A 26548-nucleotide genomic window follows, 5' to 3' on the forward strand; every position below is an offset into this window, starting at 1 on the left:
AGCTAACTCCTTTTGAGGCGCCCGTCTGGCGCCTGCCAGCGAATGGCCGGCTCATGTCTTTTTACAAATCCGGATTACTTGCGCGAGAAGTGCACGACCAGTCGATCACCGACCATTTGCAACACCTGCACCAGAATCAACAGCAACACCACGGTCACGATCATCACGTCGGTCTGGAAACGCTGGTAACCGAAACGAATCGCCAGGTCACCCAGACCACCGGCGCCGACCACACCGGCCATCGCCGTGTAGGACACCAGTGTAATCGCCGTCACCGTAATCGCTGCGAAGATGCCCGGGCGGGCTTCCGGCAGCAAGGCGTTGACGATGATCTGTCGCGTGGTCGCGCCCATCGACTGGGTCGCTTCGATGATGCCGCGATCGACTTCACGCAGTGCGGTTTCCACCAGACGCGCAAAGAACGGCGTAGCCCCGACCACCAGTGGTGGAATCGCACCGGCCACGCCCAGCGACGTGCCAGTGATCAGCACGGTGAACGGGATCATCACGATCAACAAAATGATGAACGGCAACGAACGCAGAATGTTCACCGCCAGCGACATGACCGCGTACAGGCCACGGTTTTCCAGCAACTGACGCGGGCTGCAGAGAAACAGCAACACGCCCAGCGGCAGGCCGAGCAACACGGTGAACAGCAACGAACCGCCGAGCATCAGCATGGTGTCGCCGGTGGCCAGCCAGATTTCGTACCAGTCGATATTGGTGAAGAAACTGATCAGGTCTTCCATTAGCGCAATACCTCCATGTGAACGTCAGCGGCGGTGAAGCGGGCGAAGGCCGCCTCCATGTCGCCACCGGTGACGGCGAGGGTCAATTGCCCATAAGGAACGTCTTTGATGCGGTCGATGCGACCGGCAAGGATGCTGTAGTCGACGCCGGTTTCCCGGGCGACAGTGCCGAGCAGCGGCGCGTAGGTCGCTTCGCCCTGGAAGGTCAGACGCACGATGCGGCCTGGGACGTGGGCGAAGTCATCACGCTGTTCGCCTTCGTCGACCTGCTCGCTTTCCTGCACGAAACGCTTGGTGGTCGGGTGTTTTGGATGCAGGAACACATCGGCCACCGGACCTTGCTCGACGATCACGCCGGCATCCATCACCGCCACTTGATCGCAAACGCGACGAATCACGTCCATCTCGTGGGTGATCAGGACGATGGTCAGTTTCAATTCGCGATTGATCTCGGCCAGCAGTTGCAAGACCGATGCCGTGGTTTGCGGGTCGAGAGCGCTGGTGGCCTCGTCGCACAGCAGGATTTTCGGCTTGGTCGCCAAGGCGCGGGCGATGCCGACGCGCTGCTTCTGGCCACCGGACAATTGCGCCGGGTATTTCTTCGCGTGGTCGGCCAGACCCACGCGGGCCAGCAACTCGGCCACGCGCTGATTGATCTCGCTGCTCGACAGCTCGCCAGCCAGAGTCAGCGGCAACGCGACGTTGTCGGCAACGGTCTTCGAGGCCAGCAGGTTGAAGTGCTGGAAGATCATCCCGACCTGCTGACGGAAACGGCGCAGGCCGTTGGCGTCCAGCGCGGTGACTTCTTCGCCATCGACGATGATCTTGCCGCCAGAGGACTGCTCCAGGCGATTGATCAGACGCAGCAGGGTACTTTTTCCCGCACCGGAATGGCCGATGAGGCCGAAGACCTGACCGTTCTCAATCGAGAGACTGGTCGGGTGCAGAGCGGGGATGTCCTTACCGGCGACGCGGTAAGTCTTGTGGACGTTTTGAAACTCGATCACGTAGCGAACCTTGTGGGGCGCGTTAGAAAAGGATCAGCGGTTAGCCGGGCGCGCATTTTAGCCTGTCCGTATAGAGGTTCTTAGCATTTATTTCGCAATTAACCTTCGATTTGGCAATAACAAGATCAAAGGTCATAAAAAAGGAACGCCCAAAAGCCTCATCAGTCACTAAGTAAGCGACTTGAAAACCCTGGGTGCCGTGCCCGGGAAATGCCCAGGAGCCCCGGAAGGTAAAGGGGTCAAACGAGGAGTTTACGTCTGATGAGTACCAAGAAACCCGTCACCGACAAGAGCCAGATGGCCGGAACCGACACCCCGGATCGCGCCAACAGCAATGCCAAACTCGACAGTCTGGAGAAGTTTCGCTCCGACGCCACCGGCCAGGCCCTGCGCACCAATCAAGGTGTGAAGGTCGCCGATAACCAGAACACCCTCAAGGCCGGCGCCCGCGGGCCTTCGCTGCTGGAAGACTTCATCATGCGTGAGAAAATCACGCACTTTGACCATGAGCGGATTCCGGAGCGCATCGTCCACGCTCGCGGCACCGGCGCCCACGGCTTCTTCCAGAGCTACGAGAATCACGCGGCGCTGACCAAAGCCGGTTTCCTGCAGGACCCGGGGAAAAAGACCCCGGTGTTCGTGCGCTTTTCCACGGTGCAGGGGCCACGCGGTTCCGGGGACACCGTGCGTGACGTGCGTGGTTTCGCCGTGAAGTTCTTTACCGACGAGGGCAACTTCGATCTGGTCGGCAACAACATGCCGGTGTTTTTCATTCAGGACGCGATCAAGTTTCCCGACTTCGTCCACGCGGTAAAACCCGAACCACATAACGAGATTCCTACTGGCGGCTCGGCCCACGACACTTTCTGGGATTTCGTTTCGCTGGTGCCGGAATCGGCGCACATGGTGATCTGGGCAATGTCCGACCGGGCGATCCCGAAAAGCCTGCGCAGCATGCAGGGCTTCGGGATTCACACCTTCCGGCTGATCAACGCCGAGGGCAAATCGCGCTTCGTCAAATTCCACTGGCGCCCGACCGCAGGCACCTGCTCGCTGGTGTGGGACGAGGCGCAGAAGCTTGCCGGTAAAGACACCGATTACCACCGCCGCGATCTCTGGGAAGCCATCGAGATGGGCGATTACCCGGAATGGGAACTCGGCGTACAGATCATCGAGGAGGAAAACGAGCACGACTTCGATTTCGACATCCTCGACCCGACCAAGCTGATCCCTGAAGAAATCGTGCCGATCACCCCGTTGGGCAAAATGACCCTCAACCGTAACCCGGACAATTTCTTTGCCGAGACCGAGCAGGTTGCGTTCTGCCCTGGCCACATCGTGCCGGGCATCGACTTCTCCAATGACCCGCTGCTGCAAGGTCGGCTGTTTTCCTACACCGATACGCAAATCAGCCGACTCGGCGGGCCGAACTTTCATGAGCTGCCGATCAATCGCCCTGTAGCGCCATTTCACAACGGCCAGCGCGATGCTCAGCACCGAACGGTGATCGACAAGGGCCGTGCGTCTTACGAGCCGAACTCGATTGACGGTGGCTGGCCGAAGGAAACCCCGCCAGCGGCACAGGACGGCGGTTTCGAGAGCTATCCGGAACGCATCGACGCCAACAAGATCCGTCAACGCAGCGAGTCGTTCAGCGATCACTTCTCTCAGGCGCGACTGTTTTTCCACAGCATGAGCAAGCACGAGCAGGAACACATCATCTCGGCCTATAGCTTCGAGCTGGGCAAGGTCGAGCGAGAGTTCATCCGCGCTCGTCAGGTGAATGAGATCCTGGCCAACATTGACCTGGAACTGGCCAAACGCGTGGCGCAGAACCTGGGCTTGCCGGTGCCGACCAAAGGCACGGTCGAAGTGCGCAAAACTTCGCCGGATCACTCACCGGCACTGAGTCAGGCGAATCTGTTGCCGGAAAACATCAAGACGCGAAAAGTAGCCATTCTTGCGGCGAACGGCGTCGATGGTGCGGCGATTGATGCGATGAAGAAGGCCCTCATGGCCGAAGGAGCGCACGCGAAATTGCTCGGCCCGACTTCGGCGCCAGTGAAAACCGCTGACGGCAAGAGCCTGGCGGTGGATGCATCGATGGAAGGCCTGCCTTCGGTGGCGTTCGACGCGGTGTTTGTGCCGGGTGGTGCGGCGTCGATCAAGGCATTGAGTGGCGATGGCGTGGCGTTGCACTACCTGCTTGAGGCGTACAAGCACTTGAAGGCGATTGCCTTGCAGGGAGAAGCGAAGCAGTTGCTCGATGTGTTGAAGCTTGAGGCGGATGCCGGGTTGATCGTGGGTGCCGACGCGAAGTTGGCCAAGGCGTTTATTGCCGCGATTGGGCAGCATCGGGTTTGGGATCGGGAGCCGAAGGCCAAGGCAATTCCGGCTTAAGGATCTGCTCTGACTGAGAAGACGCTATCGCGAGCAGGCTCACTCCTACAGAGATCACGCTGTACCTGTAGGAGTGAGCCTGCTCTCGATGCTTTTTAGGGTTTAGCCGGGATAAGAACCATCTGCGCCGGCACTGTGCGCAGAATCTGCCTTTCGATTTTCAGATCGAAATCCGGATTCAGCTTTTTCACCCGCTTGGTCAGCAAAGTCGCCAGCCAAGGATAATCATTGGTACGCGGCGCCTGAATGCTCACGGCACAATCGTAATTCACCACATCGGCGGCGATCGCATCCAGTTGTCGACGTAATTTACGACTATCGGTGATATTCAGCGCAACGGTGGTGCTCTCGGCAGTCGGGTCGATCACCTTGGCTTTAGGCTTGGCTTCCGCCGCAAGTAACGCCGCTTCGGCCTTCTCAAGTTCAGCCTTGCGCGCTTCGGAGATTGCGCCGTTGACGCCACCGGTCAGCGCCGGAGCCTTGGGCATCAGGGCGCGGGCACGGCTCAGCGCGGTAGCGGCAGCATTCACATCACCCTTCTGCAACACGATCTGGCTGCGGCGCAGATAGGCTTCGGCGAGTTGCCGCTGGTATTGCTCAAGGGACTGATCGTTAGGTGTTTCGGTCTGCAATGCCGCCAATTGATCTTCGGCGGTGGCCAGTTCGCTGCTGGCCAGACTTTGCTCCAGCTGCGCGATGGCCGTAGCGCGGGCGTCGGGGGTTTCAACCACCGGCGGCGTGCTTTGGCAGGCGCCCAGCAGCACTGAAAATGCGACAAGGAGCAGATAACGGGAGGCGAACGGCTTCATTCCTGCGACTCTCTATTTGCGCAAAAAACGAGCAAGTCTACACCCCTCGACGGGGCAGAACAAAACTCAGGAGAAACAGTGCGGCTGCCGTCACAACGATTGACGGCCCGGCCGGGGTGTCCTTGAACCACGACAGCGCCAAGCCACCACACACCGCGAGCATGCCCAGCAGGCTCGCGCCCAGTGCCATCTGCTCCGGCGAACGGGCGTGACGTTGTGCCGCAGCCGCCGGGATGATCAACAGCGAAGTAATCAGCAAAACCCCGACGATTTTCATCGCCACCGCGATCACCACCGCAATCAGCAACATCAGCGCCATGCGCAGACCGGCCACCGGCAGGCCTTCGACTCTGGCCAACTCTTCATGCACGGTGATCGCCAGCAGCGGCCGCCACAGCGTCACCAGCAATACCAGCACCGCCGCGCTGCCGCCGAGAATCCACGCCAGATCGGTCGGACTGATCGCCAGCAAGTCGCCGAACAGATAGGCCATCAGGTCGATCCGTACTTCATGCATGAAGCTTAGTACCACCAGCCCGAGAGAGAGGGTACTTGGCGCGAGAATCCCCAAAAGAGTGTCGGAAGCCAGTGGCTGGCGCTGTTGCAGCGTCACCAGCAACACCGCTAGCAGCAGGCAGCCGACGGTCACCGCAACGGTCGGGCTTACATCCAGCAGAAAGCCCAGCGCTACGCCGAGCAATGCGGCGTGGGACAGGGTGTCGCCGAAATACGCCATGCGCCGCCAGACCACGAACGAGCCCAACGGCCCCGCGACTATCGCCAGCGCCAGACCTGCAAGCAGGGCATACAACAGAAAATCAGCCATGCTTGCAGCTATCTCCATGAACGTGGGGTTGGCCCGCAACGGGCGCCTTGACCACCGACCCGTGCAGATCGTGGGCGTGGTCATGGTGGTGGTGATAAATCGCCAGACTCTGCGCGTTCTTGCCGAACAACTCGACGAATGCCGGATCGCCGCTGACCTGCTCGGGATGCCCGGAGCAGCAGACGTGGCGGTTGAGGCACACCACTTGATCGGTAGTGCTCATCACCAGATGCAGATCGTGGGACACCATCAATACGCCGCAACCATGGCGGTCACGCAAACGGGTGATCAGGCTGTAGAGCTCGGCCTGCCCGGCGACATCGACGCCTTGCACGGGCTCGTCGAGCACCAGCAGTTCCGGCTCGCGCAGCAGAGCGCGGGCCAGCAGCACGCGCTGCATCTCGCCGCCGGAAACGCTTTGCACCGGGCTGTCGATGACGTGCTCGGCGCCGACTTCCTTCAGTGCAGCCAGTGCACGAGGACGGTCGACACCCGGCACCAGACGCAGGAAGCGCAGCACCGACAGCGGCAAGGTCGGATCGACATGGAGTTTTTGCGGCATGTAGCCGACGCGCAGCTTCGGCTTGCGCCAGACGCTGCCGCTGTCCGGTTTCAACAGGCCGAGCACCGCGCGTACCAGCGTGGTCTTGCCCGCGCCGTTGGGGCCGATCAGGGTGACGATCTGCCCCGGCTCGACGCTCAGGTCGATGTTGTCCAGCACCTTCTGCCCGGCGAACGTGACGGCGACCTGCTCCAGTCGGATCAGCGCGTTGCTCATCAAGCCCCCTGGCAACCGGAGCACAGGCCGACCACTTCGACGGTCTGCGCTTCGACAATGAAACCGACGTCGCGGGCGCTGAAGACGATCGCGTCGCTGATGTTCTTTTGCTCAAGCTCGATGGCGGCATGGCATTCGCGGCAGATCAGGAACTGGCCCTGATGCGCGTGTTCCGGGTGATTGCAGCCGACGAAGGCGTTGAGCGAGGAAATCCGATGCACGAGGCCGTTTTCCAGCAGGAAATCCAGCGCGCGGTACACGGTCGGTGGTGCGGCGCGGCGGCCGTCTTGCTCGCTGAGCACCGCCAGAATGTCGTAGGCGCCCAGCGGCTTATGGCTTTGCCACACCAGTTCCAGCACCCGACGGCGCAACGCAGTCAGGCGCAGGCCTTTCTGGGCACACAGGACATCGGCCTCGGACAGAGCGCTGTGCACGCAATGAGAGTGGTCGTGGGGACGGCTGGCAATCGGTGTATTAGGCATGGGCGGCGACGAGTTTTGATAGAGACGTTATTATGTTACCCGTTCTCGCCTCCTTGAGTGCTCATCGTGTCCCGACTTTTTTCTGTTTCTGTGGCTTTTGTCGCCAGTTTTCTGCTGATCGGTTCGGCTCAGGCCGAGGTCAAAGTCCTCACCAGCATCAAACCGTTGCAGTTGATTGCCGCGGCCGTGCAGGACGGCGTGGCAATTCCCGAGGTGCTGCTGCCGCCGGGAGCATCACCGCATAACTACGCGCTGCGCCCCTCCGACGTGCGCAAGGTGCAATCGGTCGATTTGCTGTACTGGATCGGTCCGGACATGGAAGGCTTCCTGCCGCGCGTGCTGAACGGTCGTACGCTGCCGAGCGTCGCGGTGCAGGATCTGCCGGGCATGAAGCTGCGCCATTTCGCTGAAGACAGCCAGTCCCACGCAGAAGACGCCGACGAGCATGATCACGATCACCGCCCGGGCACACTTGATGCGCATTTGTGGCTATCGCCGGTCAACGCGCGGGTTATTGCCGACAAAATGGCTGCTGACCTGAGCGCGGCCGACCCAGCGAATGCCGAGCGCTATCAAAGCAACGCCAAAGCGTTCGATGAGCGTCTGGATGCACTGGATCTGCGCTTGAAGAAGCGTCTGGCGGGCGTTGAGGGCAAACCCTACTTCGTGTTTCACGAGGCGTTTGATTACTTCGAAGACGCTTACGGCCTGAAACATACCGGCGTGTTCAGCGTGGCGGCCGAAGTGCAGCCGGGTGCGCAGCACGTCGCTGCAATGCGCAAGCGTTTGCAGGAAGTCGGCAAGACGTGTGTATTCAGCGAACCACCACTGCGTCCGCGCCTGGCGGAAACGCTGGTGTCCGGGCTGCCGGTGAAACTCGCCGAGCTGGATGCGCTGGGCGGTTACACCCCGGCGACGGCTCAGGGCTATGAGCAGGTATTGGAAAAGTTGGGTAATGATCTGGCCGGGTGCCTGGAATCGCTTTAAGGCAATTCGGCTTCGCCTCAATCGCGAGCAGGCTCACTCCTACAGGGGTTAGGTGATCCCTTGTAGGAGTGAGCCTGCTCGCGATGCTTCTAAAGAGCGAAAGGCAAAGGCGTATGAACCGTCTGCCGCTGCGCCAACCGCTGCTCGAACTCCATCGGATCGTGAATCAACACGTCCTGCCCGGCAAACGATTCGGCTGCAATCAATCGCGACAACCAGAACCGCACACACGCCACGCGCAGCATCGTCGGCCACAACTCAGCCTCCGCCGCAGTGAACGGCCGCAACGCCGCATAAGCGCCGAGGAATGCCCGGGCGCGTGGCCCGTCGATCAGGCCGTCATCGTCCGAGCACCAATCGTTCAAGGCAATCGCCACGTCGTAGAGCATCGGCCCCGAGCAGGCGTTGTAGAAGTCGATCAGCCCGGTCAGGTGCGTGCCTTCGAACATCGCATTGTCGCGGAACAGGTCAGCATGGATGTTCGCCCGTGGCAGCGCGAGGATCTTGTCTTTCTTCTCGGTGATTTCGTCCAAAGCCTTTTGCAGCAAGGCACGCGGCTGATCCGCCAGGTGCGAGAGCAACTGCGTGCCCTCTTCCAGCATCCAGTCCAGACCACGATCGGTCTTGCGCTTGATCATGTTCTCGCCCTGGGTCGCCAGGTGCAGGTGCGCCTGCAACTCACCGACTTGCGCGCAATGCTGCGCGTTGGCCTGCTTGATGTGTTTGCCGGCGAGTTTCGGTTGCAGCAGCGCCGGTTTGCCTTTCAGTTCACGCAGAGCCACGCCGTCGGTGGTGCGCAGCGCGTAAGGTACTGGCAGATCGGCTTCGTGCAGTACATCGAGCAGCTCGATGAAGAACGGCATCTCCTGCACTGGCCCGCGCTCGACCAAGGTCAGAACAAACTCGCCCTGCTCCAGGCTGATAAAGAAATTGGTGTTTTCGCTGCCAGCGGCAATCCCCTGGAAATCAAGCAGACGGCCAAGCCCGTATGGGGCGAGAAAGGTTTCCAGCTCGGGCCGAGCCAGGGGAGTGAACACAGACATGGTTAAAAACTGCTCAGTTCGGGCGCCGCTTGCGCGCGGCGCCGATTAAAAGTCGGGAAACTTACTTCCAGGTAAAAATTTCCCACGACGGAATCAACATATCCGGCTGGTCGGAGCGGATGTAGTTCGCATCCGTACCATCAGCGCGCACCAGGAAATACGGTTTGCCGCCCTTCGGTGTGACCTTGATCGCATACACGAAGCCACTGCGGCTGTATTCCTGAATGACCTTGTCGCCTTCCGTGTGCGTGTTAATGGTAACTTCCGGCTCTGATGACGGCGCACCGTCGGCAGCGAACGCGGCCAATGGTGAGACTGCAATCAAACTGACCAGCAGCAAGCGATTTAACGTACGCATGATAACCTTGTCCCTTTGTCGTCAACGGTCCCGCTATTCTAGCGCCGGACCCGCCGAAAAGGTTGATCCTGCTCATGAGCCAAGCCCCCCTCGTCCTGGTGGACGGTTCGTCTTACCTGTACCGCGCCTTTCATGCACTGCCACCACTGACCACTTCCAAAGGCCTGCCGACCGGTGCGGTCAAAGGCGTGCTGAACATGCTCAAGAGTCTGCGCAAGCAGTACCCGGACAGCCCGTTCGCCGTGGTGTTCGACGCCAAGGGCGGGACGTTTCGCGATGAGATGTACGCCGAATACAAAGCCAACCGCCCAAGCATGCCCGACGACATGCGCGTGCAGATCGAGCCTCTGCACCAGAGCGTGATCGCCCTCGGCTTCCCGCTGCTGTGCGTCGAAGGCGTCGAGGCCGATGACGTGATCGGCACCCTGGCGCGCAGTAGTGCCGCCGCTGACCGTCCGGTAATCATCTCCACCGGCGACAAGGACATGGCGCAACTGGTCGATGGCCACATTACCTTGGTCAACACCATGTCCGGTAGTTCGATGGACGTGGAAGGCGTGAAGGAGAAATTCGGCGTCGCACCGGAGCAGATCATCGATTATCTGGCCCTCATGGGCGACTCTTCCGACAACATTCCGGGCGTTCCGGGAATCGGCCCGAAGACTGCTTCCGGCCTGCTGGTGGGCGTCAACGGCGGCCTGAAGGAGCTTTACGAGCAGCTCGACATCGTCCCGACCCTGCCAATTCGCGGCGCCAAGAACCTGCCGGCGAAGCTTGAAGAACACAAGGAGATGGCGTTCCTCTCCTATCAGTTGGCGACGATCAAGATCGACGTGCCGCTGGACGTCGAACTCGACGACTTGCAGATGGGTGCGGAAGACCCGGCCAAGCTTTACGAGCTCTACACCCTGCTCGAATTCAAAAGCTGGATCAACGATCTGGATCGCGACGCCAAACGTCTGGAACTGAGCAGCGCCGCCGCGCCCGCGCCAGCCGCCGATCTGTTCAGCGCACCTGAAGCCGAAGCTCCTGCCGCCCCCGCTGAAGCCGCTTACGAAACCATCCTCGATCAGGCACGCTTCGACGTCTGGCTGGAGAAACTCAACAACGCCAAGTTGTTCGCTTTCGACACCGAAACCACCGGGATCGACGCGCAACAGGCGCAACTGGTCGGCCTGTCGTTCGCCGTACAGGCCAACGAAGCCGCCTACATCCCGTTGACCCACTCCTACATCGGCGTGCCGGAGCAACTGGATCGCGACACCGTGCTGCGCGCGCTCAAGCCGATTATGGAAGACCCGAGCAAGCTCAAGGTCGGTCAGCACGCCAAGTTCGACATGAACATTCTGGCCAACTGCGCCATCGGTGGTGATCAGAGCAATGGCATCACCGTGCGCGGCGTCGCCTTCGACACCATGCTTGAGTCCTACGTGCTCAATTCCACCGCAACTCGGCATGACATGGACAGCCTCGCGCAGAAGTACCTGGATCACACCACCGTGAGCTTCCAGGACATCGCCGGCAAAGGCGCCAAACAGCTGACCTTCGACCAGATCGCTCTGGAGCAGGCCGGTCCGTATGCCGCCGAAGATGCCGACATTACCCTGCGTCTGCATCAGACCCTGTTCGCGAAACTCAGCGAAATCCCGACCTTGGCCAGCGTGCTGACCGACATCGAGATCCCGCTGGTGCCGGTGCTGGCACGCATCGAGCGTCAGGGCGCGTTCGTCGATGCCGCATTGCTCGGCGTGCAGAGCATTGAACTGGGCGAGAAAATGGTCGCACTGGAGCGCGAAGCGTTCGAAATCGCCGGGGAAGAGTTCAACCTCGGCTCACCGAAGCAGCTCGGCGTGATCCTCTACGAAAAACTTGGTCTGCCGGTGCTGAAAAAGACCGCCAAGGGCCAGCCGTCGACTGCCGAAGAAGTGCTGGCGAAACTCGCCGAAGACGATCACCGCTTGCCGAAAGTGCTTATGGAGCACCGCTCCATGAGCAAGCTGAAAAGCACCTACACCGACCGTTTGCCGGAGCAGATCAATCCGCGCACCGGGCGCATCCACACCTCGTACCATCAGGCGGTGGCTTCGACCGGGCGCTTGTCTTCCAGCGATCCAAACCTGCAGAACATCCCGGTGCGCACCGCCGAGGGTCGCCGCATTCGTCAGGCGTTCGTCGCGCCGAAAGGCTACAAACTGCTGGCGGCGGACTATTCGCAGATTGAACTGCGGATCATGGCGCACCTGTCCAAGGACGAAGGCCTGATGAATGCCTTCCGCAACAATCTGGACGTGCACACCGCCACCGCAGCCGAAGTGTTCAAGGTCGAGCTCAACGAAGTGACCTCCGACCAGCGCCGCGGCGCCAAGGCGATCAACTTCGGCCTGATCTACGGCATGGGCGCGCAGAAACTCGGCAAGGACATCGGCGTCGATACCAAGACCGCCAAGGCCTACATCGATACCTACTTCGCCCGTTACCCGGGTGTTCGTGAGTACATGGACCGCACCCGCGCTCAGGCAGCGGATCAGGGCTACGTGGAAACCTTCTTCGGTCGTCGCCTGTATCTGCCGGAAATCAATTCCAACAAGCCGCAGGAACGCGCCGCCGCCGAACGCACCGCGATCAACGCGCCGATGCAGGGCACCGCTGCGGACATCATCAAGAAAGCCATGGTGGCTGTGGATAACTGGCTGAGCACGTCCGGGCTGGACGCCAAAGTCATCCTGCAGGTGCACGATGAATTGGTACTGGAAGTTCGCGAAGACCTGGTCGAGCAGGTGAGCAAAGAAATTCGCCAGCACATGAGCGAAGCGGCGCAACTGGATGTGCCGTTGCTGGTGGAAGTCGGCGTCGGCAACAACTGGGATGAGGCGCACTAAGGCGTCTGGCACGGGATTTTGCCGCGACACGGTGTCGCGGCAAACCCTTTGAAACGACCTTAGATTGAAACGCTCTTGAGGTTATTCCAAAGCTTTTTGAAAAAATTCTGAACTAATCTGACAACCCACTACTCAGAGTTACTGAATGGCTGGTGAAGCCCTTCGATGCTCCTATGTTGTGTTAAGTGTTGGCAGATATCTGAACCCCGCCCTAGCGGTTCGGAACTTGAACCCCGGAATTTCTCCCTCCCCAATGAAATCCGGGGCTTTTTTTGCCCAAAATTTGTCTGTAGCGCGTTCATGCTGCGTTGAAAGCACAGCTCAAATGCTCATTTAGGTTCCCTAAACTCCGCTTTTCACTGCGCTTTCGCCTTGCCTGAACACACTACAAACAAATTTCCATATCCCGATTTACTCGGCTGCCGCCTCGGTGCCCTTGTCAGCCAATTCCATCCAGTCCGCCAACACAGTGTAGGCGTCTTCCAGGCCCATGCGTTTCGGCGCCGAGAACAACTGGATGGTGACGTGATCACCCCAACCCTTGCGGATTTCCGACTGCACTTTCAGCAGCGTGTTCTTGGCTGCGCCGTAAGTCAGCTTGTCCGCTTTGGTCAGCAGGATGTGCATCGGCATGCCGGCTGCAACAGCCCAATCAAGCATCAGCAGGTCGAAGTCGGTCATTGGATGACGGATGTCCATCATCAGAATCAAACCCTTCAAACTCTCGCGGCCACCGAGGTAAGCCTCAAGGTGACGCTGCCAGTGCATCTTCAGCGGGATCGGTACTTTTGCATAACCGTAGCCCGGCAGGTCGACCAGACGCCGTTCATCGTCTAGCTTGAAGAAGTTCAACAGCTGTGTGCGACCCGGAGTTTTCGAGGTGCGCGCCAGGCTGGCGTGAGTCAGGGTGTTCAGTGCGCTGGATTTACCGGCGTTGGAGCGACCGGCGAACGCCACTTCGAAGCCTTCGTCGTCAGGGCATTGATCGACTTTGGCGGCACTGAGCATGAATGTGGACTGTTGGCACAGGCCGAGGATGGGATTCTTGAGTTGCATGGGATTTCCGATGTGGGCGGCGCCGGGATTGGGCGCGGAACGCGGTGTCGCTTCCGTTTCAGTGACGCCAGTATATAATGCCGCAGATTTTGTGTGTGCTTTGTCCCAGCGAAGGATGAAGTACACGAGAGCGACAGACCTTCATTGCGCACTAGAACGCAGAACGCTCTCAACCCTGAAAAGGTCGTTTTATGACGAAATGGCTGCTGGCTGCCGGACTCTTGATGCCACTTTATGGCGTGCAGGCTACACAAGAACCGGAAGCCGTGTACAACCGTGTTTGTGGTGCCTGTCATTCCGGCCAGCTCCCTACGGCGCCCGAAAGAGGCGATCAGGAAGCCTGGACGCCGAGGTTGGCGAAAGGTATGGAGACGCTGGTGCAACACGTGACCCAGGGTTTCAAGGCGATGCCGCCGCGTGGTTTGTGCATGGACTGCAGTGCCGAGGATTACCAAGCCATCATCCTTTGGATGAGCGAGTAAGCCCGGTCCATAACTCTTAACCCTTAGCCGTAGTTGGATTAGCTGATGAACAAATTGATCGTGAGTCTGCTGTTGACCGTGGGAATATCCGGCATGGCCCATGCTGCAGGTGATGCAGCAGCAGGCCAGGCGAAAGCCGCCGTATGCGGAGCCTGCCATGGCCCGGATGGTAATAGCATGGCGCCAAACTTTCCAAAACTGGCGGGTCAGGGTGAACGCTACCTGACCAAGCAACTGCATGACATCAAGTCGGGCAAGCGCACCGTTCTGGAAATGACCGGCCTGCTGACCAACCTGAGCGACCAGGATCTGGCCGACATCGCCGCCTACTTCGCCAGCCAGAAAGGCAGCGTCGGCGCCGCCGATCCGAAGATCGTCAAGCGCGGTGAAGACTTGTTCCGTGGCGGCAACCTGGCCAAGGGCCTGCCAGCCTGCATCGGCTGCCACTCGCCGAACGGCGCCGGCAACGCAGCCGCCGGCTTCCCGCATCTGGGTGGCCAGCACGCTCAATACATCGCAAAACAACTGACCGATTTCCGCAAGGAAGAAGGCGGCCGTACCAACGACGGCGACACCATGACCATGCAGACCATCGCCAAACGGCTGAGCGACGAAGACATCGCCGCGGTCTCCAGCTACATCCAGGGTCTGCACTAAGGCCCACGGATCGAGCGTTGTGCAGGGCAGTTGTCTCGCACAATGTTAACGCTCGATTAATCCGTCGCAGCAAGTATAAAAAGGGTGGCTTTGGCCGCCCTTTTTTGTGGCCGCTGCCGTTACACTACAGAACTCATGCCCGCCAGGACCTGTCTCAGAACAGGTCGCGCGAGGCGACCAAAATTGTCCAGGAGTAAAGCATGCGTAATCTGATCATCAGCGCCGCCCTCGTCGCTGCCAGCCTGTTCGGTGTGACCGCCCAGGCCGCCGAAGCCCCTGCCGCACCGTACGTAGAACTGGCAAACCCGGTGCAGGTTGCCGTGCCTGGCAAGATCGAAGTGGTCGAGCTGTTCTGGTATGGCTGCCCGCACTGCTACGCGTTCGAGCCAGTGATCAATCCATGGGTTGAGAAGCTGCCATCGGATGTGAACTTCGTCCGCATCCCTGCCATGTTCGGCGGCCCGTGGGACGCTCACGGCCAGATGTTCCTGACCCTCGAAGCCATGGGTGTCGAGCACAAGGTTCACGCTGCGGTATTCGAAGCTATTCAGAAAGAACACAAAAAACTGACCGATCCAAAAGATATGGCGGACTTCCTGGCGACCCAGGGCGTGGACAAGGACAAGTTCCTGGCCACCTTCAACTCCTTCGCCATCAAGGGCCAGATTGTAAAAGCCAAAGATCTGGCCAAGAAGTATGAAATCTCCGGCGTTCCAACCATGATCGTCAACGGCAAGTACCGCTTTGACATCGGTTCTGCCGGTGGTGCCGAGCAAGCGCTGAAACTGGCTGACGACTTGGTCGCCAAAGAGCGAGCGGCCAACAAGGCAGCTGCCAACTAAGCGCGGTAACCGCCATGCGCCGCTGGGGAGCTGAACGCATCGTTGGTCTGCATGATCCGCAGATCAACGAGCACCACCTAGAGTCCACGGGCCTGCCCGCAGACCATCGTCTGCGCCTGCTCAGTTTCAATATCCAGGTCGGCATCAGCACCGAGCGCTATCGGCACTACCTGACCCGTAGCTGGCAGCATCTGCTGCCGCACAACGGGCGCTCAGGCAATCTGCAAAAGATCGGTGATCTGCTCGGCGACTTCGATCTGGTCGCCCTGCAGGAAGCCGATGGCGGCAGCCTGCGCTCAGGCTACGTCAATCAAGTCGAACACCTGGCGCATCTCGGCGCCTTCCCCTACTGGTATCAACAACTCAATCGCAATCTCGGTCGACTGGCCCAGCACAGCAATGGCGTGCTCAGTCGTCTGCGCCCGTGGGCGATCGAAGACCATCCGCTGCCCGGCCCAAAAGGTCGCGGAGCCATTCTTTTGCGCTTCGGCGAGGGTCCCGAAGCGCTGGTTGTGGTGATGATGCACCTGGCGCTTGGCGCCCGGACGCGCAGCCTGCAACTGGGCTACATTCGTGAGCTGATCGGTGGTTATAAACACCAGGTGTTGATGGGTGACATGAACACCCATGCCAGCGATCTGCTACAACATTCACCGTTACGCGATCTCGGTTTGCTGGCCCCGCAGGTGGAAGCGACATTCCCCAGCTGGCGTCCTCAGCGTTGCCTTGATCATATTTTGCTCAGCCCGACCCTGACGCTGGAAAAGGTCGAAGTGCTGGCGCAGCCCATATCTGATCACCTGCCGGTCGCGGTAGAGATTCGTCTGCCGGGTTCGCTCACGGCCGATGCATTGCCCGCGTTGAGTCCTGCCCTTCGCGGAACCCCTGAATGAGCGACGAAGCCCAGCGCTGGAAAGAGAAATACCTCAAAAGCATCGAACAACAGGACAAACTGGAACGTCGCTGGGCCGCCCGGCTCGACCTGTTGCGCCGAGGCCTGGTGCGCAGCACTTTGGCCGCCGAGGGCACCGACCGCGTGGTCGATCAATGCATGAAAGAGATGCGCGATGTGGTGCGCACCGATGACATGGACGCCGGCCTCGCCGCGTTGCTGCCGCGCCTGGAAAAAGCCGTGCTCGACTCCGAGCAGCGCCGCGAAACCCGCATCGATCAGGTCAGCACCGCACTGACGGCACTGGTCACCCAGTTGCAAGCCTTGCCGTTGCCGCGAGAAGTCGCCCAGCCATTGAAGAAGTTCGCCAAGCAACTGGACGGACGAGTCGGGCAGGCGCGGGAAATGCCACTGCTGCTCAGCGAACTCAGCGGTTTGCAGGGCAAGGCCCTGAGCCAGATGGACGCGCCAGTCGAGCCGGAGCGACCGGGTCTGCTTCAGCGTCTGTTTGGTACGCGAGACAGCGAAGAAGCGCCCGCTCCTGAAGCCGCGCCAGCTGCAGCACCAGCGCCCACGCCGACACCTGCTGCCGCAGCGCCCGAACCAGAACCATCGCTACAGCCCGCCGTCGCAGCCGTTGCACCGGTGATTGCCGCTCCGGTTATCAAAGAAGCAACCATCGCAGAAGCGCCGAAGCCAGCCGCAATACCTCAACCAGAGCCAGAACCGGAAGTCGTCGCCTTCGTACCTCCCAAAGTCGCCACAGAAACCGCCAGCGCACCTGCCCAAACAGAACCGGTCGCACCCGAACCAGTCTTTGAACCAGAACTTGAAGTAGTCGCCGCACCCGCTCCAGGCCCGGTCGCACCCATCGCGATCAACCCCGATGAGCTGTTCCACCCCGGTGACAGCCCTTCTCCGCTGATCCTCGACAGCCTGCCCCTGCCCGAACCCATGGCACGAGCACTGGCGGCCATTGACCCGGAGCAGCCCGAGCAAGACATCCTCTTCGCCCTGCCCGACTCACCCGAGCCTTCCTACAGCTCGGTGGCCAAGCACATCGAAGACACCCTGATCGGCTTGCTCGACGACCTGACTTTGCCGGAGCGCCATCGTCCGCAGGCCGAAGCCATGCGCGACCGTCTCGAACACGGTCTTAACTGGTACGAACTGATCCCGATCCTCGACGATCTGGCGACGTTGATGCTGGCAATCACCGACAGCGGCCAGCACGAATTCGAAGTGTATTTGCAGCAACTCAACGAACGTCTCGAAGCGTTCCAGAGCAATCTGCAAGCCGCCAGCGACGGGCATGCCGACAACAGCTCGGCGGCGCGGGCGATGGACACGCAAATCCGCGAACAGGTCGATGGCTTGCAGACCAGCGTGCAGGAAGCGGCCGATCTGAACGACCTCAAGCAGGTGCTGGAAAACCATCTGGAAGGCCTGCTCGGCACCATGGACCAGCACCAGAAGCAGCGCGACAGCCGCGAACAGGAAGTCGCTGCCCGCCTCAAAGGTCTGGCCGAACGCGTAGCGCACATGGAACAGGAAGCCCTGGGTTTCCGCGAACACCTTGAAGAGCAACGCCAGAAAGCCCTGATCGACCCGCTCACCGGCCTGCCCAACCGCGCGGCCTGGAGCGAACGTCTCGAACATGAAACCGCGCAGTGGCAGCAGCATGGCAACACCTTGAGCCTGGCGATGCTCGACCTCGATCACTTCAAACGCATCAACGATAACTACGGTCACTTGGCCGGTGACAAGGTGTTGAAGATCATCGCCACGGTGCTGCGCAAACGCCTGCGCGGCAGCGATTTCATTGCCCGTTTCGGTGGTGAAGAGTTCGTCCTGCTGCTACCGGCCACACCGCTGGCGGTCGGCGCCAGACTGCTCGAAACCCTGCGCGCCGCCATCGAAGCCTGCCCGTTTCACTTCAAGGGCGAGCGGGTGACGATCACCATCTCCATGGGGCTGGCAGCATTCAAACCGGGAGAACACAGCGATCTGGTGCTGAAAAGAGCCGATCAGGCACTCTACCGGGCGAAAAATGGCGGACGTAACCGGGTCGAGCTGGGCTGAACAATTGTTCCATTTTGTTTAAATCAGCCCATTCGCCGTCGAGACGCAGGGCAGTACGTTACACTGTTGCATTATTGTCTTGCGTGTACTGCCTTCGATCATGAAATTTTTTGCCTTCATCGCGTCGCTGCTTCTACTGGCCGGTTGTGCCAGCGGCCCGCGTTACGACACCAGCCATCCTTCGGCCAATCACGACAGCCGCATTCAGTTCGTGATCGTGCATTACACCTCCGCCTCGCTGCAGCGCTCGCTGCAATTGCTGACCCATGGTGAAGTCAGCAGTCATTACCTGATCGGCGACGACAAGGGCGGCACTGTTTACAAACTGATGGACGAGAACATGCGCGCCTGGCACGCCGGGGAAAGCGAATGGCAGGGCCGCACCTGGCTCAACTCCAGCTCGATCGGCATCGAAATCGTCAATCCGGGCTTCAAGGACACGCCGACCGGACGCCTTTGGTACCCGTACAGCGAAGCGCAAATTCAATCGCTGATCGCCCTGCTCAAAGACATCAGCAAGCGCAACGGCATCAGCCCGCGCCACATCATCGGTCACAGCGACATCGCGCCACTGCGCAAGCTTGATCCGGGGCCGTTGTTCCCATGGAAGCGTCTTGCCGACGAAGGTCTTGGCTTGTGGCCCAACGAACAGGCCGTAGCGCGCCAGCAAGCGCAGTTCAACGCCGAACTGCCGCCAGTGAGCTGGTTCCAGGCACAGTTGGCGCGCCTCGGTTATGCCACGCCGCAAACCGGTGAGCTGGATGTCGCGACGCGCCATGTGCTCGCTGCATTCCAGATGCACTTCCGCCCTTCCCGTTTCGATGGCACGCCGGATGCGCAAACCGCTGCGTTGCTCCTGGTGCTCAATCAGACAAAATAATGACGCCCGCCCGACGGTCAGGGCGAATTCACAATCAGCAGCTATAACTCATTGGTAACTCTTCGGATATTCCATGATGGTTGCTACCCGAGAGACGCTGCGTAGCTGGTTCTATCGCCCCTGGTTTTTGGCGATGATCGCCGCTGTCCTCAGTGCCAGCCTGCTGATCGCCGGCGGATTGTTCGTTGCAATACATCAGGTCGAGCAAAACGAAAGCACGCAAATGAACGCTCAGGGCGAACGCTTCCTCGCCCGCCTCGAGCAACTCTTCGGCCAGTTGCGCGAAAGTCTCGACGACCTCGAAGCTCAGCCTTTGCGCAGCTGCGATGACGAAATGGTCGCCACCCTGCAGCAAGTCACCTTCAATTATCGCTTCGTCTATGAAGCCGCCTACATGGATGGCTCACGGGTCTGCTCCAATCGTCCGCGCCAGGAAGGCCTGTCCGTGGTGCGCGCGCCGGACATCCGCGGCCCGACCTACAGCTATTGGCTGAACACCACCACCGAACCCGATGAAAACCGCGCGGCATTGATGCTCGGTCGCGGCAATTTTCGTGTAGCAACCTCACGCGGGCATTTGACCGACATGGTCGATTTGTCACCCGGCAGCAGCCTGCTGGTGGTGCTTGATCACGGCAAACGGGCAATCCCGGTACTCGGTGCCGAACAACCCTGGCCGCCCACCGACTGGCCGCCAAAAAACCGCGACGCCCTGCAAATCACTGAGTCGCACCTGATCTACCGCATGCCCACCAGAAACCCGGAATACCAGTTGGTGCTGATCACGCCGCGCTCCGGCATGCATATTCCTGCGGTGTGGTGGTGGGTGGTTCCTGCCTGTCTGGTGCTCGGAGCGTTCGTCGGCTTCTTCGTGTTTCTGCTGGTGCGCCAACGGCAGTCGCTGGATGCCGAACTGCACGGCGCGATCCGCCGGGGCGAGTTGCAAGTGCTGTATCAACCGATCTTCGATCTCGACAGCCGCAATTGCGTCGGCGCCGAAGCGTTACTGCGCTGGCGCCGTCCGGACGGCACGCTGACCAGTCCCGACCTGTTCATCCCCATGGCGGAAAACACCGGGCAGATTCGCCAGATGACTGACTTCGTTCTGCAACGCCTGTTGGAGCAACTGGGCCAACTGTTGCGGGCCAATCCGCAGTTGTACATTTCGGTGAATCTGGCGGCCTGCGATGTAATGGTCCCGCGAATCGGCCAGGTCATGGCCAAGCTGTTGACGCTGCACCGGGTCGCGGCGCGGCAAATTGCGTTTGAGGTCACCGAACGTGGCTTGATTGATGTGGTGGTAGCGCGGGAAAACCTGCAAGCGCTGCGCGACGTCGGCCATCAAGTGCTGATCGACGATTTCGGCACCGGATATTGCAGCCTCGCCTACCTGCAAACGCTGCCGGTGGACTGCCTGAAAATCGACAAGGCGTTTATCGATGCGCTCGGCCACGACGCCGCCAGCAGCGGGGTCGCGCCGCACATCATTCATATGGCGCAGTCGCTGGATCTAAAGGTAATCGCCGAGGGTATAGAACACGAATCGCAGGCCGTGCTACTCAGCAGTGAAGGCGTGAAATTCGGTCAGGGCTGGCTGTTCGCCCATGCCCTGAGCGCGGTGCAATTCATCGAATTGATCACCCGAGGCCGGCGCCTTGCCGGCAGACGCCTGGACGACGAAGCCTAAACCGCCAGCGCCATATAGAACTGCGTGCCCTGCCCCGGTCGCGAGTAAACCCCCATGCGCCCACCGTGCAACTGGACGATTTCCTTGCACAGCGCCAGACCGAGCCCGGCACCGCCCTTCTTGCGCCCGACCTGCACAAACGGTTCGAAGATCCGCCCCTGCTGGCCGTAGGCAATGCCTTCGCCATTGTCTTCGACGCTGATGATCACTCGCTCGCCATGCCGCCGCGCCTGCAAACGGATCTGGCCGTCACGGGCAGTGTGGCGAAGCGCGTTGTCGATCAAGTTATCCAGCACGCGATCCAGTTGCGCCTGATCCGCCTGCAAACGCGGCAGCGGTCCCTGCACTTCGACGTTCAAGGCGATGCCTTTGTCAGCCGCTGTATCGGCAAAACGCAACTGCGCCTGCTCCAGCAGATCGTCTATTGAACAAGGCGCCAAGCTCAGTTTCTGCAAGCCGTTCTGGTAACGGGAGAAGTTCAGCAAGTCGTTGATCAACTGCATCAAGCGCTGCATTTCTTCATTTACGGTGTCGAGCAGGTCCGCCTCGCGAGACTCCGCAGGAAACTTGGCGCGCTCACGGAACAGGCCGAAGGCCATGTGCATGCCCGTCACGGGCGTGCGCAGCTCGTGAGACGCCCGCAGTACGAATTCGCTACGCACTCGCTCGAACGCACGTTGTTCGGTCACGTCGTGCAACACCATCACCGCGCCGAGAATATGTCCCTGAGTGTGGCTGACCGGCGTCAGGCTGTAAGTCAGTAGCCGCGATTCGCCATCGACCTCGATATTCAAGTCTTCCGGCGCACGCTCCAATGTGCCGCCGCGCAATACCATTTGCAGTTGCGCATCCAGCTCAGGACGCTCAAGCGCCGAACCCAAGCCCTGGCCGAGACGCTCGGCGTCCCAGCCCAATTGCCGCTGGGCTACCGGGTTGAGATGCTCAAGATGTCCTTGGCGGTCGATCATCAACAAACCGTCGTCGATGCTGTCGAGTACCGCCTGCAAGCGCTGCTGGCCAGCAAGCAGTTCGTCGACATTGGTCGCCTGATGCTCGCGCAACGCTTCGGCCATCAAGCCGAAACGCCGGGTCAACAGGTTGATTTCCATTGCCGAAGACACTGGCAAGGTTACTTCAAAACTGCCTTGGCCAATGGTATCCGCTGCCTGCGCCAGCGCCTCGATTGGCGCACCGAAACGCCGGGCAATGCCGTGCGCCGTGATGAAGCCGATGATCAGCACCGCCAGCCCGACCAGCCCAAGCACCCCGGCCACCAAAAGCGCCCGGTCGCGGGCCGCATGTTGCACCGAGTTGATATTGTCCAATGCGTGCTTATGCTCGGCGATCAAGCCGTTGCGCAGAGTATTGAAGCGCTCGCGCAGGTCGCCGTTGTCGCTCAAGGCATTGCCTGGATCACGCGACTGATCGAAGGCCTGGAGAAAATTCAGGTAATCGGCCTTGGCCTGACTGAAGCCATATTGGCGACCGTCGCCTTCACCTTCCTGCGCGATACCTTCATCCAGTAATTGGAAGTAATGCTGTTTGGAGGTTTCGAACGCCACGGGATCGGGCTTCTCGGCGAGCATCATGATCAGTTGATCGCCGAGGGTCTGCCGCAGTTTGAGGCCCAGATCGAGGGTGACGAAGTTATTGCGGATCAACGCCTCTTGAGTCCCGGCCATCTGCATCACGCTGACCAGCCCGAGCAACAAGCCGAGCAACGCCACGGTGATCAGCGCGGAAATGCTCAGGAACAACCGGGTCCGCAACTTCATCGCCAGTTTCATCGCCGAGCACTCACAAGTTGTACTGCTTGCGCTTGCGATACAGGGTGGATGCATCGATACCCAAGGTCTTCGCTGCCTGGTCGAGGGTGCCGGCAGTCGCCAGTACCGCGCCGATGTGGGCCTTTTCCAGTTCATCCAGGCTCAGTGCCGCGCCGACCCGTGGCGCGTTGTTGGCCGGTTGCTCGGCCATGCCGAGGTGGCTGATTTCGACGCGCTCCTGCGGGCAGATAATGCTCGCCCGCTCGACCACGTTGCGCAGCTCACGAATATTGCCCGGCCAGCGATAACCGAGCAGCGCCTCACGGGCCTCGTCGCTGAAACCACGTGCCGGACGCGCGTACTCTTTAACGAAACGCGCGAGGAAGCGGTCGGCCAGATTAAGAATGTCCTCGGCACGCTCGCGCAATGGCGGCAGATGCAAAGTGATCACGTTGAGGCGGTATAGCAAGTCTTCGCGGAAACGACCGTCGCGCACCATGTCCTCAAGGTTGAGGTTGGTCGCCGCCAAAATGCGCACGTCGGCGCGACGGGTCACCGGGTCCCCTACCCGCTCGTATTCCTTGTCCTGAATGAAACGCAGCAACTTGGGTTGCAACGTCAACGGAAAATCGCCGATCTCGTCGAGAAACAGCGTGCCGCCATCGGCCTGATTGACGCGACCCAAAGTGCTTTCACTGGCGCCGGTAAATGCCCCGCGACTGTGACCGAACAACTCGCTTTCCATCAGTTCGGCAGTCAGCGATGGGCAGTTGATAGTGACGCAGGATTTCTTCTCGCGCTTGCTCCAGCCATGAATCGCCCGGGCCAGTTCGCCTTTACCGGTGCCGGACTCGCCGAGAATCAGAATATTGGCGTCGGTGCCCGCGACTTGGCGGGCGGTCTCCAGCACGACTTTCATTGCCGGGCTGTGGGAATCGAGGCCGTCCTTGGGCTTGCGAATCTCGCCTTCAAGGGCTTCGAGGCGCGCCGAGAGCTGGCGCACTTCCAGTTGCTTGGCGGTGGCCAGACGCAGCTGATCAGGACTGCATGGCTTGACCAGATAGTCGGCAGCGCCCGCCTGAATGGCATCCACTGCGGTATCGACGGCCGAATGCGCGGTGACGATCACCACGCGCATCCATGGCGCCTGAATGCGCATCTGCGCCAGCACATCAAGGCCGTTGTCCTCGCCGAGACGCAAGTCAAGGAAGCACAGATCGAATACCTGACGCTGCAACAGCGCATCGGCCTGGGCTGCGCTGTTGGCGGTGGCTACCGTATAGCCTTCGTCTTCGAGGCAATAACGAAAGGTTCGCAGGATGGCGGATTCGTCGTCCACCAGCAGAATGCGGCCTTGGTGCTCAGTGGCTGATTCCATTTTTCCTACGCTCCATAAGTGAATGTCTTGGTTTAGTCCCGGAAAAATCGGGCAAGTTGCATGGTCGATTCTGAACGATGCTGGCCATAGGAGGGTAGCTCTCTCCTGTCTCATCAGCCAATACGTTGATTTTGTTGATAATTTAACCATTCCCCGGTTTATAGGCGATTGCCTGCGTCCTTTTCTGACATCCGCGCCCTGCTCTCAATTCAATAAGAATGAAATCTCCTACGAAATAATCGTGCATTCCGCACGACCATCACAGACCCATCGTGCAGGATGCGTCGAGAACAATTTTTCAATCAATTATAAGTCATTGATTTTATTGATATTTTTTCAATCAAAAAACTGGCATGCACCCTGCAATATCTCTTTCAGCCCGGGCAGAACAAGAACTGCCCCAACCGAATAAGAGTGAGGAACCCAGGATGACTCGCCAACGTGCCGCCCAAGTGCGTATCTCGCCACTGCATATCCAGCAAACCCTTTTTGGCGTGTTGGCGCTGTTGGTCACTTTGATCGCTTGCCAGCAATACCTGCGCTGGGAAAACAGCCAGCAGCCAGAGGCACCGCTGATCTCGATGCAGCACGCGACACAGAGCCATTTCAGTGCCGTCAGCAACAGTCAGGCCGAGAGCACTTCGATGCACATGGTCGCCGTTGATCAAGCACAACCGCTCGATGAGATGCCACGTGAAGAGCGCTGGGTTTTCTGATCAATTTTTAACCGGATTCGGGCGTCTCTACGCCGGAACACGCAATACCCCTAAATAGAGAAGTAAGGAGAATCACCATGTTGAGCTGGGCAATTACATTCTTGATCATTGCCATCATCGCTGCAGTACTGGGCTTCGGTGGTATCGCGGGCACCGCCACGGGTATCGCCAAGATTCTCTTTGTCGTGTTCCTGGTGATGTTCATCGCATCCTTCTTCTTTGGCCGTCGCGGCCGAGGTTAACGATGAAAGCTTTAAAGACACTGGCAGCCGCCCTGCTTATGGGCGGTAGTGCCATGGCGCTGGCGGCCAATGATGGCCAGGCACGGGTCAACGAACTGCTGAGTTCGGACCCGCAGTACAGGGAAACCTGGCAAGGCGTGGTGAAGAAGGAAGAACGCCTGCCGGAATGGGTGATGAACCTGTCCGGCACGCCTGACCAGCAGATGAATGCCGTGACTGAAGATGGCGACAAGTATCTGGTAGGGCCGCTCTGTGAATCCGCAGACAAGTGCCTGAATCACCGCTTGATCGTCGCTTTCAGCTTCGACAAGAAAGACGCTTACGCCATGCTCGTCGATGTGCCCGAAGGACTGCCGGCCGACAAGTCGCCAACGCGACATGCCACCTACCGCTTCCTCGGCAAACCGAATCAGGGCATGCAGGATCTACTGATGGAAACCCTGAAGAAAGATCCGAACTGGTACTGAATCCGAACATGAGGGCAGCGCCCCGCTGCTCTTTATTGCATCCGCCTGAGGAAGGCCGGTGCATGACCAGGGGGCCGGGACGTTCTGACTGTTTCAGGGTCGGAGTGACCTACGGGTACATGGAGTGCCTGCGCAAGGGCCGGGTCAGGGTAAAAGCTGTGCCGCAGGTTCGCCGACCCACAGTGGTTCGACGGACTTGCGCAGAAGCTTTCAGATACAAGCTTCGGGCATCGCAACCAATCAGATAAAACGTTGATCTAGAGCGCCCCGCTCGACTTTTCATCGCTCACACTGCGCACGAAACCGTTTCGCGGTGTTTCTTCGCGACCGTATATCGAGAAAGAGTCCTTTTAAACAGTGGGACTTCTACTCTTTCAACGTAGGCTTTTTCCTAAAATTTCCGTCGAAATCTCTCGTTTAAAAAATAACCAACCTACGCTGTAATGGCCGGTTCACGGCACTTATGCCGGCTGAAATGTCGTAATCGAACCGGTTGGGACGCCCGTTTCATTTAAAAAAGCTCATGCCGATTCGGCATAGGGTAGGCGTTTACGGCATTAGACGGCGCAACCGTGCATCGGAATAGTTGCGCCTTTGTTCGCCTGCCGAAGAGCCGTAAACACGCGCTTCGGGGCACCTTATACGGAGGCAGATGCACAGACTTTTCCGCTAAAGAGCGTTCCAGTTCCTGCATGTGCCTGAGTCAAACGCAAGTAAGGGTAAAGATAATGAAGAAGGCAAAACTTAGCCTCGCCTGGCAGATCCTCATCGGTCTGGTATTGGGTATTGCAATCGGTGCGTTGCTCAACCATTTCAGTGCCGAAAAAGCCTGGTGGATCAGTAACGTCCTGCAACCAGCGGGCGATATCTTTATCCGTCTGATCAAGATGATCGTGATCCCGATCGTCATCTCGTCCCTGATCGTCGGCATTGCTGGCGTGGGCGACGCCAAGAAGCTCGGGCGCATCGGCCTGAAGACCATCGTCTACTTCGAGATCGTCACCACCATCGCGATCGTCGTCGGCCTGCTGCTCGCCAACCTGTTTCACCCGGGTACCGGCATCGACATGAGCACCCTGGGCA

At 59.5% G+C, this 26548-nt stretch carries 25 protein-coding genes; 14 read left to right on the top strand and 11 right to left on the bottom strand.

Going from position 1 to position 26548, the window contains the following annotated elements:
- Positions 1–74: 74 nt before the first annotated feature.
- Together ACIOZM_RS18440 and ACIOZM_RS18445 are read right to left on the bottom strand one after the other, a co-directional pair.
- Entirely contained in the window at positions 75–749 is a 675-nt protein-coding gene (locus ACIOZM_RS18440; protein WP_401216233.1) for a methionine ABC transporter permease, read from the bottom strand.
- On the bottom strand, positions 749–1756 hold the full coding sequence (locus ACIOZM_RS18445) for a methionine ABC transporter ATP-binding protein (RefSeq protein WP_401216234.1): 1008 nt from the start codon (positions 1754–1756) through the stop codon (positions 749–751). The genes ACIOZM_RS18440 and ACIOZM_RS18445 overlap by 1 nt, the downstream gene beginning before the upstream one ends.
- Positions 1757–2017: 261 nt before the next feature.
- Between ACIOZM_RS18445 and katE the strand changes: the two genes are divergently transcribed.
- On the top strand, positions 2018–4156 hold the full coding sequence (gene katE / locus ACIOZM_RS18450) for a catalase HPII (protein ID WP_401216235.1): 2139 nt from the start codon (positions 2018–2020) through the stop codon (positions 4154–4156).
- A gap of 95 nt (positions 4157–4251) precedes the next feature.
- Here katE and ACIOZM_RS18455 read toward each other — a convergent pair whose 3' ends face one another.
- From ACIOZM_RS18455 to ACIOZM_RS18470, 4 genes are read right to left on the bottom strand one after another with little or no spacing between them, the layout of a single operon-like run.
- The gene (locus tag ACIOZM_RS18455; RefSeq protein ID WP_401216236.1) at positions 4252–4965 is read right to left on the bottom strand and encodes a PA5502 family lipoprotein; all 714 of its coding nucleotides are present in this window, start codon (positions 4963–4965) and stop codon (positions 4252–4254) included.
- Between the two features lie 37 nt (positions 4966–5002).
- Complete coding sequence (gene znuB / locus ACIOZM_RS18460; RefSeq protein ID WP_150595857.1) at positions 5003–5791, bottom strand: zinc ABC transporter permease subunit ZnuB; 789 nt, start codon at positions 5789–5791, stop codon at positions 5003–5005.
- Positions 5784–6569 carry a zinc ABC transporter ATP-binding protein ZnuC gene (gene znuC, locus ACIOZM_RS18465; protein ID WP_401216237.1) on the bottom strand — a complete coding sequence of 262 codons (786 nt, stop codon included), beginning with the start codon at positions 6567–6569 and terminating at the stop codon, positions 5784–5786. The genes znuB and znuC overlap by 8 nt, the downstream gene beginning before the upstream one ends.
- Complete coding sequence (locus tag ACIOZM_RS18470; RefSeq protein WP_401216238.1) at positions 6569–7051, bottom strand: Fur family transcriptional regulator; 483 nt, start codon at positions 7049–7051, stop codon at positions 6569–6571. The genes znuC and ACIOZM_RS18470 overlap by 1 nt, the downstream gene beginning before the upstream one ends.
- 66 nt (positions 7052–7117) lie before the next feature.
- Here ACIOZM_RS18470 and ACIOZM_RS18475 point away from each other — a divergent pair, with 66 nt between their 5' ends.
- Positions 7118–8038: a zinc ABC transporter substrate-binding protein gene (locus ACIOZM_RS18475; RefSeq protein WP_401216239.1), complete on the top strand. Its 921-nt coding sequence runs from the start codon at positions 7118–7120 to the stop codon at positions 8036–8038.
- An 89-nt stretch (positions 8039–8127) separates the two neighbouring features.
- Here the strand turns inward: ACIOZM_RS18475 and ACIOZM_RS18480 are convergent, their stop codons facing one another.
- Positions 8128–9081, bottom strand: a complete 954-nt coding sequence (locus ACIOZM_RS18480; RefSeq protein ID WP_401216240.1) for a homoserine kinase — start codon at positions 9079–9081, stop codon at positions 8128–8130.
- 61 nt (positions 9082–9142) lie between these two features.
- Positions 9143–9439, bottom strand: coding sequence for a DUF2782 domain-containing protein (locus tag ACIOZM_RS18485; protein ID WP_401216241.1), 297 nt, complete (start codon positions 9437–9439; stop codon positions 9143–9145).
- 74 nt (positions 9440–9513) lie between these two features.
- Between ACIOZM_RS18485 and polA the strand changes: the two genes are divergently transcribed.
- Positions 9514–12318, top strand: coding sequence for a DNA polymerase I (gene polA, locus ACIOZM_RS18490; RefSeq protein ID WP_401216242.1), 2805 nt, complete (start codon positions 9514–9516; stop codon positions 12316–12318).
- A 411-nt stretch (positions 12319–12729) separates the two neighbouring features.
- Here the strand turns inward: polA and yihA are convergent, their stop codons facing one another.
- The gene (yihA, locus tag ACIOZM_RS18495) at positions 12730–13374 is read right to left on the bottom strand and encodes a ribosome biogenesis GTP-binding protein YihA/YsxC (RefSeq protein WP_401216243.1); all 645 of its coding nucleotides are present in this window, start codon (positions 13372–13374) and stop codon (positions 12730–12732) included.
- A 191-nt stretch (positions 13375–13565) separates the two neighbouring features.
- Here yihA and ACIOZM_RS18500 point away from each other — a divergent pair, with 191 nt between their 5' ends.
- The 7 genes from ACIOZM_RS18500 (at position 13566) to ACIOZM_RS18530 (ending at position 20896) form a co-directional block, all read left to right on the top strand.
- Positions 13566–13856, top strand: coding sequence for a c-type cytochrome (locus ACIOZM_RS18500; RefSeq protein WP_401216244.1), 291 nt, complete (start codon positions 13566–13568; stop codon positions 13854–13856).
- 45 nt (positions 13857–13901) lie between these two features.
- Positions 13902–14513: a c-type cytochrome gene (locus ACIOZM_RS18505; protein ID WP_401216245.1), complete on the top strand. Its 612-nt coding sequence runs from the start codon at positions 13902–13904 to the stop codon at positions 14511–14513.
- 200 nt (positions 14514–14713) lie between these two features.
- Positions 14714–15355 (top strand): thiol:disulfide interchange protein DsbA/DsbL, encoded by a 642-nt coding sequence (locus tag ACIOZM_RS18510; RefSeq protein ID WP_401216246.1) that lies wholly within the window; start codon positions 14714–14716, stop codon positions 15353–15355.
- Positions 15356–15369: 14 nt separating this feature from the next.
- Positions 15370–16248 carry an endonuclease/exonuclease/phosphatase family protein gene (locus ACIOZM_RS18515; protein WP_401216247.1) on the top strand — a complete coding sequence of 293 codons (879 nt, stop codon included), beginning with the start codon at positions 15370–15372 and terminating at the stop codon, positions 16246–16248.
- Positions 16245–18329 (top strand): diguanylate cyclase, encoded by a 2085-nt coding sequence (locus tag ACIOZM_RS18520; protein ID WP_401216248.1) that lies wholly within the window; start codon positions 16245–16247, stop codon positions 18327–18329. The genes ACIOZM_RS18515 and ACIOZM_RS18520 overlap by 4 nt, the downstream gene beginning before the upstream one ends.
- A gap of 100 nt (positions 18330–18429) precedes the next feature.
- Positions 18430–19209, top strand: coding sequence for an N-acetylmuramoyl-L-alanine amidase (locus ACIOZM_RS18525; protein ID WP_401216249.1), 780 nt, complete (start codon positions 18430–18432; stop codon positions 19207–19209).
- 76 nt (positions 19210–19285) lie between these two features.
- Positions 19286–20896 (top strand): EAL domain-containing protein, encoded by a 1611-nt coding sequence (locus ACIOZM_RS18530; RefSeq protein WP_401216255.1) that lies wholly within the window; start codon positions 19286–19288, stop codon positions 20894–20896.
- On the opposite strand, the gene ACIOZM_RS18535 is transcribed toward ACIOZM_RS18530, so the two are convergent.
- Together ACIOZM_RS18535 and algB are read right to left on the bottom strand one after the other, a co-directional pair.
- Positions 20893–22683, bottom strand: coding sequence for a KinB sensor domain-containing domain (locus ACIOZM_RS18535; protein ID WP_401216250.1), 1791 nt, complete (start codon positions 22681–22683; stop codon positions 20893–20895). The genes ACIOZM_RS18530 and ACIOZM_RS18535 overlap by 4 nt on opposite strands.
- Positions 22684–22693: 10 nt before the next feature.
- Complete coding sequence (gene algB, locus ACIOZM_RS18540) at positions 22694–24040, bottom strand: sigma-54-dependent response regulator transcription factor AlgB (RefSeq protein WP_201148757.1); 1347 nt, start codon at positions 24038–24040, stop codon at positions 22694–22696.
- Between the two features lie 428 nt (positions 24041–24468).
- Between algB and ACIOZM_RS18545 the strand changes: the two genes are divergently transcribed.
- The 4 genes from ACIOZM_RS18545 to ACIOZM_RS18560 form a co-directional block, all read left to right on the top strand.
- On the top strand, positions 24469–24756 hold the full coding sequence (locus ACIOZM_RS18545; protein WP_401216251.1) for a hypothetical protein: 288 nt from the start codon (positions 24469–24471) through the stop codon (positions 24754–24756).
- 77 nt (positions 24757–24833) lie between these two features.
- Positions 24834–24998: a DUF1328 domain-containing protein gene (locus tag ACIOZM_RS18550; protein WP_003177151.1), complete on the top strand. Its 165-nt coding sequence runs from the start codon at positions 24834–24836 to the stop codon at positions 24996–24998.
- Between the two features lie 2 nt (positions 24999–25000).
- Positions 25001–25465 (top strand): inhibitor of vertebrate lysozyme family protein, encoded by a 465-nt coding sequence (locus ACIOZM_RS18555; RefSeq protein ID WP_401216252.1) that lies wholly within the window; start codon positions 25001–25003, stop codon positions 25463–25465.
- A 728-nt stretch (positions 25466–26193) separates the two neighbouring features.
- Positions 26194–26548 (top strand): cation:dicarboxylate symporter family transporter (locus tag ACIOZM_RS18560; RefSeq protein ID WP_401216253.1); only part of this gene is annotated, 355 nt, incomplete at its 3' end.

This window comes from Pseudomonas sp. NPDC087346 (genome assembly GCF_044744235.1).
In the GTDB taxonomy this organism is placed as follows: Bacteria; Pseudomonadota; Gammaproteobacteria; order Pseudomonadales; family Pseudomonadaceae; genus Aquipseudomonas.

What these genes read in the sequence shown, in the direction of transcription:
- ACIOZM_RS18440 (WP_401216233.1), bottom strand. Translation starts at nt 749, where the DNA reads ATGGAAGACCTGATCAGTTTCTTCACCAATATCGACTGGTACGAAATC.
- katE (WP_401216235.1), top strand. Translation starts at nt 2,018, where the DNA reads ATGAGTACCAAGAAACCCGTCACCGACAAGAGCCAGATGGCCGGAACC.
- ACIOZM_RS18455 (WP_401216236.1), bottom strand. Translation starts at nt 4,965, where the DNA reads ATGAAGCCGTTCGCCTCCCGTTATCTGCTCCTTGTCGCATTTTCAGTG.
- znuB (WP_150595857.1), bottom strand. Translation starts at nt 5,791, where the DNA reads ATGGCTGATTTTCTGTTGTATGCCCTGCTTGCAGGTCTGGCGCTGGCG.
- znuC (WP_401216237.1), bottom strand. Translation starts at nt 6,569, where the DNA reads ATGAGCAACGCGCTGATCCGACTGGAGCAGGTCGCCGTCACGTTCGCC.
- ACIOZM_RS18470 (WP_401216238.1), bottom strand. Translation starts at nt 7,051, where the DNA reads ATGCCTAATACACCGATTGCCAGCCGTCCCCACGACCACTCTCATTGC.
- ACIOZM_RS18480 (WP_401216240.1), bottom strand. Translation starts at nt 9,081, where the DNA reads ATGTCTGTGTTCACTCCCCTGGCTCGGCCCGAGCTGGAAACCTTTCTC.
- ACIOZM_RS18485 (WP_401216241.1), bottom strand. Translation starts at nt 9,439, where the DNA reads ATGCGTACGTTAAATCGCTTGCTGCTGGTCAGTTTGATTGCAGTCTCA.
- polA (WP_401216242.1), top strand. Translation starts at nt 9,514, where the DNA reads ATGAGCCAAGCCCCCCTCGTCCTGGTGGACGGTTCGTCTTACCTGTAC.
- yihA (WP_401216243.1), bottom strand. Translation starts at nt 13,374, where the DNA reads ATGCAACTCAAGAATCCCATCCTCGGCCTGTGCCAACAGTCCACATTC.
- ACIOZM_RS18500 (WP_401216244.1), top strand. Translation starts at nt 13,566, where the DNA reads ATGACGAAATGGCTGCTGGCTGCCGGACTCTTGATGCCACTTTATGGC.
- ACIOZM_RS18505 (WP_401216245.1), top strand. Translation starts at nt 13,902, where the DNA reads ATGAACAAATTGATCGTGAGTCTGCTGTTGACCGTGGGAATATCCGGC.
- ACIOZM_RS18510 (WP_401216246.1), top strand. Translation starts at nt 14,714, where the DNA reads ATGCGTAATCTGATCATCAGCGCCGCCCTCGTCGCTGCCAGCCTGTTC.
- ACIOZM_RS18515 (WP_401216247.1), top strand. Translation starts at nt 15,370, where the DNA reads ATGCGCCGCTGGGGAGCTGAACGCATCGTTGGTCTGCATGATCCGCAG.
- ACIOZM_RS18520 (WP_401216248.1), top strand. Translation starts at nt 16,245, where the DNA reads ATGAGCGACGAAGCCCAGCGCTGGAAAGAGAAATACCTCAAAAGCATC.
- ACIOZM_RS18525 (WP_401216249.1), top strand. Translation starts at nt 18,430, where the DNA reads ATGAAATTTTTTGCCTTCATCGCGTCGCTGCTTCTACTGGCCGGTTGT.
- ACIOZM_RS18530 (WP_401216255.1), top strand. Translation starts at nt 19,286, where the DNA reads ATGGTTGCTACCCGAGAGACGCTGCGTAGCTGGTTCTATCGCCCCTGG.
- ACIOZM_RS18535 (WP_401216250.1), bottom strand. Translation starts at nt 22,683, where the DNA reads ATGAAACTGGCGATGAAGTTGCGGACCCGGTTGTTCCTGAGCATTTCC.
- algB (WP_201148757.1), bottom strand. Translation starts at nt 24,040, where the DNA reads ATGGAATCAGCCACTGAGCACCAAGGCCGCATTCTGCTGGTGGACGAC.
- ACIOZM_RS18545 (WP_401216251.1), top strand. Translation starts at nt 24,469, where the DNA reads ATGACTCGCCAACGTGCCGCCCAAGTGCGTATCTCGCCACTGCATATC.
- ACIOZM_RS18550 (WP_003177151.1), top strand. Translation starts at nt 24,834, where the DNA reads ATGTTGAGCTGGGCAATTACATTCTTGATCATTGCCATCATCGCTGCA.
- ACIOZM_RS18555 (WP_401216252.1), top strand. Translation starts at nt 25,001, where the DNA reads ATGAAAGCTTTAAAGACACTGGCAGCCGCCCTGCTTATGGGCGGTAGT.